This window comes from Streptomyces sp. Tue6028, from assembly GCF_002300165.1.
GTDB classification, from domain to species: domain Bacteria; phylum Actinomycetota; class Actinomycetes; order Streptomycetales; family Streptomycetaceae; genus Streptomyces; species Streptomyces siamensis.
The window spans coordinates 213,287-220,266 of record NZ_MLCE01000008.1 but is presented as its reverse complement, the minus strand read 5'-3'; the positions used below and the strand labels follow the sequence as shown (position 1 = coordinate 220,266).

Here is a 6,980-nt window from a genome sequence, read left to right as displayed (position 1 = left end):
CCCCGGCCCGGCCCACCGCCCCGGTCCCTCGCGCCGCCCCTCCCACCGCCCCGGTCCCTCGCGCCGCCCCTCCCACCGCCCCGGTCCCTCGCGCCGCCCCTCCCACCACCCCGGTGGTCGCACCGCCCGGCGTCGGACGGCTTCCGCGCCGTGACGCCCGGCGCCGCACCGCCCGGGCGTTCCTGCCCGTCGCCCTCGCGTTCCTCCTGGTGGTGCCGCTTCTCGTGGCGGCCCACAAGGCACGCTCCGCGCCCTTCGGGGACCGCCTCACCGTCCACGCGCGCGTGGAGCACGGCTCGCCCCCCGCGCTGCGCGCGCGGGGGGCGACGGTGGAGGCGTACGACGCGGCGACCGGGCACCCTCGCTGGACCTACGCGCGCGAGGGGCGGCAGCCGCTCGTCGTGCTCCCCGCGCGCGGGGACGCGATCGCCCTCTGGGACGACGGGCTGGTCACCGCGACCGTGCGGGACGACGGCCGCGCGGTCCGCTGGCACCGGGCGCTCCCCGACGCCGCCCCCTGGCTCACGGGCCGCGGGGGAGCAGGCGTGCTGCGCGTCCTCGGCCCCCGCGTGCTCGCCGTCGTCACCCCGCGCCGCGTCGCCGCGTACCGCCTCGCCGACGGCGACCTGCGCTGGGTGCTGCCCGCCCGCGCGGGCTGCGCCTTCGCCCCCGCGCGCGCGGTGCGCCACGACGGCGCTCTGCTGATCGCCCAGCCGTGCGCCACCGCGGACGACTGGACCGGCGAGATCGTCGCCGTCGACGAGCTGGGCAGGATCACCCCCGACCGCGCCCCCCTGGGCGGCGAACGGCGGGGCGAGCATCACAGTGCCGAACGCCCGCACGCAGAAAAAGTGCTTGCACGGCCCCGTTAGACTTGGCCCCATGGCCATTCTCCTCGCGCAATAGACGGCGGGAACGTCCTCAGCCGCCCATCCCGCCACCCATCCGCCCCAGGAGCATGTCCGTGATCTCCGCCTCCGCCATCGAGCTGCGCGCCGGCGCCCGTGTCCTCATCGAGTCCGCCACCTTCCGTATCGCCAAGGGCGACCGCGTCGGTCTGGTCGGCCGCAACGGCGCGGGGAAGACGACCCTCACCAAGGTCCTCGCGGGGGAGGGCATCCCCGCCGGCGGCACCGTCACCCGCTCCGGCGAGGTCGGCTATCTGCCGCAGGACCCGCGCACGGGCGACCTCGACGTGCTCGCCCGCGACCGCATCCTGTCCGCGCGCGGCCTGGACACCCTGATCCGCAAGATGCGGCAGAACGAGGAGCGGATCGCCACCGGCAGCGGCGCCACCCGTGACAAGGCCATGCGGCAGTACGAGCGCCAGGAGACGGAGTTCCTGACCAAGGGCGGGTACTCCGCCGAGGCGGAGGCCGCCACCATCGCGGCCGCGCTCAACCTGCCCGACCGCGTGCTCGGCCAGCCGCTGCACACGCTCTCCGGCGGTCAGCGGCGCCGTATCGAGCTGGCCCGCATCCTGTTCTCGGACGCCGACACCCTGCTGCTCGACGAGCCGACGAACCACCTCGACGCCGACTCGATCGTCTGGCTGCGCGACTACCTGAAGACGTACCGCGGCGGCTTCATCGTGATCTCCCACGACGTCGACCTCGTCGAGACGGTCGTCAACAAGGTCTTCTACCTCGACGCCAACCGCTCCCAGATCGACGTCTACAACATGGGCTGGAAGCTCTACCAGCAGCAGCGCGAGGCCGACGAGAAGCGCCGCAAGCGCGAGCGCCAGAACGCCGAGAAGAAGGCCGCCGCGCTGAACGCGCAGGCCGACAAGATGCGCGCCAAGGCGACCAAGACGGTGGCCGCGCAGAACATGGCCAAGCGCGCCGACAAGCTGCTCGCCGGCCTCGAGGCGGTCCGCGTCTCCGACAAGGTCGCCAAGCTGCGTTTCCCCGAGCCCGCGCCCTGCGGCAAGACGCCGCTGATGGCCGAGGGGCTGTCGAAGTCGTACGGCTCGCTGGAGATCTTCACCGACGTCGACCTGGCCATCGACAAGGGTTCGCGCGTGGTCATCCTCGGCCTCAACGGCGCGGGCAAGACGACCCTGCTGCGGCTGCTCGGCGGTGCCGAGCAGCCCGACACCGGCCAGGTCGTCGAGGGCCACGGCCTCAAGCTCGGCTACTACGCGCAGGAGCACGAGACCCTCGACCCGGAGCGCACGGTCCTGGAGAACATGCGCTCCGCCGCCCCCGACCTCGACCTGGTCGAGGTCCGCAAGGTGCTCGGTTCGTTCCTGTTCTCCGGCGACGACGTCGACAAGCCGGCCGGTGTCCTCTCCGGCGGCGAGAAGACCCGTCTCGCCCTCGCCACCCTCGTGGTCTCCTCGGCGAACGTGCTGCTGCTCGACGAGCCGACGAACAACCTCGACCCGGCCAGCCGCGAGGAGATCCTCGGCGCGCTGCGCACCTACAAGGGCGCCGTCGTCCTCGTCACCCACGACGAGGGTGCCGTCGAGGCGCTCCAGCCGGAGCGGATCATCCTGCTGCCGGACGGCGTCGAGGACCTGTGGGGCGCCGACTACGCGGACCTGGTCGCCCTGGCCTGACCCCTGTGACACGGTCACGGCCCGCCCCCGCCATAGGCGGGCGGGTCAGCCCCGCTTGATCGAATGACTGATCCACTGCGTATGGATCATTCGGCCGATCCGTGATCCATCATCTGTGTGAGATCTCCTCGTACCGAGGTGTGTCGTACATCGATTTTGCGGCCGAGCCCTTTGTTCCCAAGGGCTCGGCCGTCTTGCGTCGCTGACCAGGTACTTCGCCGAAGAACCCGTTCAGGCGTACGGAACGGGACAGCCGGAACGAAAGATTCCACTCGTGGGGACGGGCTCCTGTCGTCAAAACCTTGTCTTACGGACCTTGCCGAATGGGTGGCCATGACGCCCAGGAGGGGTGATCATGAGAGTCCAGAGCGCACTTCCCATGAGGAGGCACGGGTGGCCGAGACTCTGAAGAAGGGCAGCCGGGTGACCGGCGCCGCGCGCGACAAGCTCGCGGCAGACCTGAAGAAGAAGTACGACTCCGGTGCGAGCATCCGGGCGCTGGCCGAAGAGACCGGCCGCTCGTATGGCTTCGTGCACCGGATGCTCAGCGAGTCGGGCGTCACGCTCCGAGGGCGTGGCGGAGCGACGAGGGGCAAGAAGGCCGCCTCGGCCTGAGGCCGGGCGTCCCCATCGGCTTCGGTGGTGGCCACCCGGTCGGTCGCGCGATCGGCCGGGTGGTTACTGTGCAGTCACTTAGGTGTGTCTCCTCTGGGCACGCACCTGATCCGACCGCACCCATCGGAGGCGCCCCATGGCTTCGCTCGACCCGGTACTCGACAAAGACGGCGTACGGCTCACCGTCGACGACGCGATCGCCACGGTGACGCTGACCAACCCGGCCAAGCGCAACGCCCAGAGTCCTGCTCTGTGGCGGGCGTTGACGCAGGCCGGACGGTCACTGCCGGGCTCCGTCCGGGTGGTCGTCCTGCGCGCCGAGGGCAAGTCCTTCTCCGCCGGGCTCGACCGGCAGGCCTTCACGCCGGAGGGATTCGACGGGGAACCGTCGTTCATCGATCTGGCGCGCGGCTCCGACGCCGAGCTCGACGCGACCATCGCCGAGTACCAGGAAGCGTTCACCTGGTGGCGGCGCAGCGACATCGTGTCCATCGCCGCTGTCCAGGGGCATGCGATCGGTGCCGGGTTCCAGCTTGCCCTCGCCTGTGATCTGCGTGTCGTCGCGGACGACGTGCAGTTCGCCATGCGTGAGACCAGTCTGGGACTCGTCCCCGACCTGACCGGGACGCATCCGCTGGTGGGCCTGGTGGGCTACGCCCGTGCTCTCGAGATCTGCGCGACGGGCCGGCTCGTGACGGCCGACGAGGCCGAGCGCACCGGACTCGCCAACCTCGCCGTGCCCGCCGACCAGCTCGACGAGGCGGTACGGGATCTGTCCGCCGCGCTGCTCGCCGCACCGCGCGACGCCGTCATCGAGACGAAGGCGCTGCTGCGCGGTGCCCAGGAGCGGACGTACGAGGAGCAGCGCGTCGCCGAGCGGGCGGCGCAGGCCCGACGCCTCCGCGACCTCGCCGGCGTCGGCGACTGACACCGCGGCACCAGGAGCGAGGCACCCGTCTGCACGGTGCCCCGCGCCGACCCGTCGGCCCCGTCCACCCGGCGACCCGCGCCGACCCGACGGCCGACGCCGGGCACTGGCCGTACGCATGAGTCGCCCCGCACTCGCCGTACGCAGGAAGGGCACCCCTGACACATCGGGGTGCCCGTCGCGCGTCCTCGCCTCACCCCCGGGCGGCATCGCGCGCAGCGAGGATCACTCCGTCACCGCCGTCACCAGGACCGTCACCGACGGGGCGTCCGGGAGGGCTCGGGCGGCCGCCGCCCTGACGGCTGCCACCACCTCGACGGCGTGGCTGCGCGCGGACACCGCCAGTTCGACGCGCACATGGCGCCGGGGCAGCGCCGCGTCACCGCCGGGACGGACCTCGATGTGCACCGGGTGGCCCAGGACGTCCGTCAGACGGCTCACCCCCGGCACGGACCGTGCCGCCGCGGCCACCCGCGCCTCCTCGGGGTCCGTCGGCTCGGGCGCCGGCCGCGGAGCGTCGGGGCGTTCGGCGACCGGCACCTCGTCCTCCTCCAACAGCCCCGTGATCCGCAGGTCGACCCGTGCGACCACCAGGCCGAGACGGTCCGCCGCCCCGGCGAGGGCCGACCGCAGCCGCGCCGCGGTGGCCGGCAGCGGCTCGGCACCCGGCGCCGTCGGATCCACGGAGGCCCGGAACTCGGCGTCGACCCGCAGAGGCCCGGGCGGCAGCGCGCCGGGCGGGGGCACCACGACCGGGTCGTACACCTCGTCCGGATCGGCGAGTGCGATCCGCAGCGCGCCCACACGTACCCCGCGCACGCGCTCCGCCGCGCTCCGCAGGATCGGTCCGGCCGCCGCCTCCGCGATCCACGCGCCGTCCTGCGGGAGCCCCAGGGGCAGCAGTCTGCCGAGCCCGAGCTGATGCCGCACCACCTGAGTCCACCGGTCCGCCGTCATTGCTCCAGCCTGCCCCATCCCCGGCGCGCGACCACGCAACCGCACTTACTGTGGGCTCAGGAGGACGACCGAAAGGGACGTACGGCCATGACCGACATGACGGAGCCGAACCGGACGGGGAGCCCCGAAGGCGGGACGGAGTCGCCGCAGATCCGCAAGCCCACCAGACGCGGCGGCGGGGACCCCGCGACGCGCGGACGCACCACGATCGCCGACGGCGTGGTCGAGAAGATCGCCGGGCTCGCCGCCCGCGACGTGCTCGGCGTGCACGCGATGGGCAGCGGACTGAGCCGGACCTTCGGTGCGGTGCGCGACAGGGTGCCCGGCGGCGGCTCGAAGTCCGTCACACGGGGCGTGAAGGCGGAGGTCGGCGAGTTGCAGACCGCGCTCGACCTGGAGATCGTCGTCGACTACGGCGTCTCGATCGGCGATGTGGCCCGCGCCGTACGGGAGAACGTGGTCGCGGCCGTCGAGCGCATGACGGGACTCGAGGTGGTGGAAGTCAACATCGCGGTGAGTGATGTGAAGCTTCCCGAGGAAGAAGACGAGGAGCCGGAGTCGCGGCTCCAGTGACCACCCGGCCACCGGACGACCGGTGATCACTCGGCCACCGAACTGCTGAGGAGCGCACCATGAGTTTGGCCGTGATCGGCATGATCGCCGGAATGGCGCTGGGCTTCGCCGGATACTTCGGGGGTTTCGGAGCCTTCCTCCTGGTGGCCGCCCTGGGCGCCGTCGGCTTCGTCGTAGGGCGGTTCCTCGAAGGGGACCTGGACGTCAGCGACCTGTTCCGCACCCGCGACGACCGGCGGCGGTGACGCGTGCCAGGTCAGGCGGACCGGCTCGGTGAGACGCGGCGGCCCCTGACGGTGGTGCCGGCGGCCGAGCGCGGCGCGACCCGGATCGCCGACCGGGTGGTCGCGAAGATCGCCGCACAGGCGGCCCGCGAGGTGCTGCCCGCGCTGCCCGCGGATGCCGGGGCCCCGCACGCCACCGTGGTCGTGCGCCGCCACGAGAAGGGCTCGGGCCGGTCGGCGGGCACCCCGGCCGAGAGCGCCCACGTCCGGGTCAGCCTCGAACTCGACTATCCCTCCGACATCGGCGGCCGCTGCGGCGCGGTGCGTCGGCACGTCGCCGAGCGGGTAGAGGCGTTGGCGGGGATGGAAGTTCCGGAGGTGGCCGTCCGGGTGGAGCGGTTGCACCTGGCACACACGCCCGGCGCGGCACAGGGGAGGACGCGATGAGCGAGCCCCAGGGCTCGGAGAACACCCGGCGCATGCCCGTCATGGAGAAGGCCGGCGAGAGCGCACTCGGCCAGTCCGCCTCCGCGGCGGACTACGAACCACTGCGCACCGACGAGGACGAGGACGGCGGCCAGGGCCGCTTCTGGTCCGCCCGCCGGATCCCGGCGGGCGTCCTCGCGGTGCTGATCCTCCTCTGCGCGGGCGCCTTCCTGTACGACGTGGCGGCCGTGCGCGCGCACCGGCCCGCCATGCGCTGGCGCAGGACCCTGGCCGACTCGCTCGCCGAACGGCCCCTGGACGACACCTGGGTGCTCGTCGGCGCGGGTGTCGCCGCGGCCGTCGGACTGTGGCTGATCGTCCTCGCGGCCACACCGGGGCTGCGGGACGTCCTGCCGATGCGGCGCACCCACCCGGACGTGCGGGCCGGGCTGCACCGGGGCGCCGCGGCGATGGCGCTGCGCGACCGGGCCATGGAGGTCGCCGGCGTGCAGTCGGTCCGGGTCCACATGGGCCGGCGCAAGGCCGCCGTGCGCGCGCTCTCGCACTTCCGCGAACTCGACGACGTACGTGCCGACCTGGACGCCACACTCGCCGACGGCATCCGAGGGCTCGGGCTCGCCCGGCCGCCCTCCCTGTCGGTGCACGTGAGGCGCCCCGGACGGAAGGGGTGAGG

At 73.1% G+C, this 6,980-nt stretch carries 9 protein-coding genes; 8 read left to right on the top strand and 1 reads right to left on the bottom strand.

All coding sequences use genetic code 11. The features are described from left to right. Window positions 1–113 precede the first annotated feature (113 nt). The 4 genes from BKI49_RS07550 (at window position 114) to BKI49_RS07535 (ending at window position 4,106) form a co-directional block, all read left to right on the top strand. A complete protein-coding gene (locus BKI49_RS07550) occupies window positions 114–872 on the top strand; it encodes a PQQ-like beta-propeller repeat protein (RefSeq protein WP_257004651.1) in 759 nt (252 codons plus the stop codon). 92 nt (window positions 873–964) lie between these two features. Further along, a complete protein-coding gene (gene abc-f, locus BKI49_RS07545) occupies window positions 965–2,563 on the top strand; it encodes a ribosomal protection-like ABC-F family protein (protein ID WP_095933428.1) in 1,599 nt (532 codons plus the stop codon). Between the two features lie 393 nt (window positions 2,564–2,956). Beyond that, entirely contained in the window at window positions 2,957–3,178 is a 222-nt protein-coding gene (locus BKI49_RS07540; protein WP_006123601.1) for a helix-turn-helix domain-containing protein, read from the top strand. Between the two features lie 136 nt (window positions 3,179–3,314). After that, window positions 3,315–4,106 (top strand): enoyl-CoA hydratase/isomerase family protein, encoded by a 792-nt coding sequence (locus BKI49_RS07535; RefSeq protein ID WP_095933406.1) that lies wholly within the window; start codon window positions 3,315–3,317, stop codon window positions 4,104–4,106. 225 nt (window positions 4,107–4,331) lie between these two features. Here the strand turns inward: BKI49_RS07535 and BKI49_RS07530 are convergent, their stop codons facing one another. Next, a complete protein-coding gene (locus tag BKI49_RS07530) occupies window positions 4,332–5,063 on the bottom strand; it encodes a nucleopolyhedrovirus P10 family protein (RefSeq protein ID WP_095933405.1) in 732 nt (243 codons plus the stop codon). Between the two features lie 87 nt (window positions 5,064–5,150). On the opposite strand from BKI49_RS07530, the gene BKI49_RS07525 reads away from it, so the two are divergent. Genes BKI49_RS07525 through BKI49_RS07510 form a run of 4 tightly spaced genes read left to right on the top strand, consistent with a single transcriptional unit; the run spans window position 5,151 to window position 6,978 of the window. Further along, window positions 5,151–5,636: an Asp23/Gls24 family envelope stress response protein gene (locus tag BKI49_RS07525; protein WP_028803319.1), complete on the top strand. Its 486-nt coding sequence runs from the start codon at window positions 5,151–5,153 to the stop codon at window positions 5,634–5,636. A gap of 59 nt (window positions 5,637–5,695) precedes the next feature. Next, window positions 5,696–5,881 carry a hypothetical protein gene (locus tag BKI49_RS07520; protein ID WP_095933404.1) on the top strand — a complete coding sequence of 62 codons (186 nt, stop codon included), beginning with the start codon at window positions 5,696–5,698 and terminating at the stop codon, window positions 5,879–5,881. A gap of 3 nt (window positions 5,882–5,884) precedes the next feature. Next, entirely contained in the window at window positions 5,885–6,307 is a 423-nt protein-coding gene (locus BKI49_RS07515; RefSeq protein WP_095933403.1) for an Asp23/Gls24 family envelope stress response protein, read from the top strand. Next, window positions 6,304–6,978, top strand: coding sequence for a DUF6286 domain-containing protein (locus tag BKI49_RS07510; protein ID WP_095933402.1), 675 nt, complete (start codon window positions 6,304–6,306; stop codon window positions 6,976–6,978). Before BKI49_RS07515 ends, BKI49_RS07510 begins: the two co-directional genes overlap by 4 nt. The last annotated feature ends 2 nt before the right edge of the window (window positions 6,979–6,980 follow it).

What these genes read in the sequence shown, in the direction of transcription:
- BKI49_RS07535 (WP_095933406.1), top strand. Translation starts at nt 3,315, where the DNA reads ATGGCTTCGCTCGACCCGGTACTCGACAAAGACGGCGTACGGCTCACC.
- BKI49_RS07530 (WP_095933405.1), bottom strand. Translation starts at nt 5,063, where the DNA reads ATGACGGCGGACCGGTGGACTCAGGTGGTGCGGCATCAGCTCGGGCTC.
- BKI49_RS07525 (WP_028803319.1), top strand. Translation starts at nt 5,151, where the DNA reads ATGACCGACATGACGGAGCCGAACCGGACGGGGAGCCCCGAAGGCGGG.
- BKI49_RS07520 (WP_095933404.1), top strand. Translation starts at nt 5,696, where the DNA reads ATGAGTTTGGCCGTGATCGGCATGATCGCCGGAATGGCGCTGGGCTTC.
- BKI49_RS07510 (WP_095933402.1), top strand. Translation starts at nt 6,304, where the DNA reads ATGAGCGAGCCCCAGGGCTCGGAGAACACCCGGCGCATGCCCGTCATG.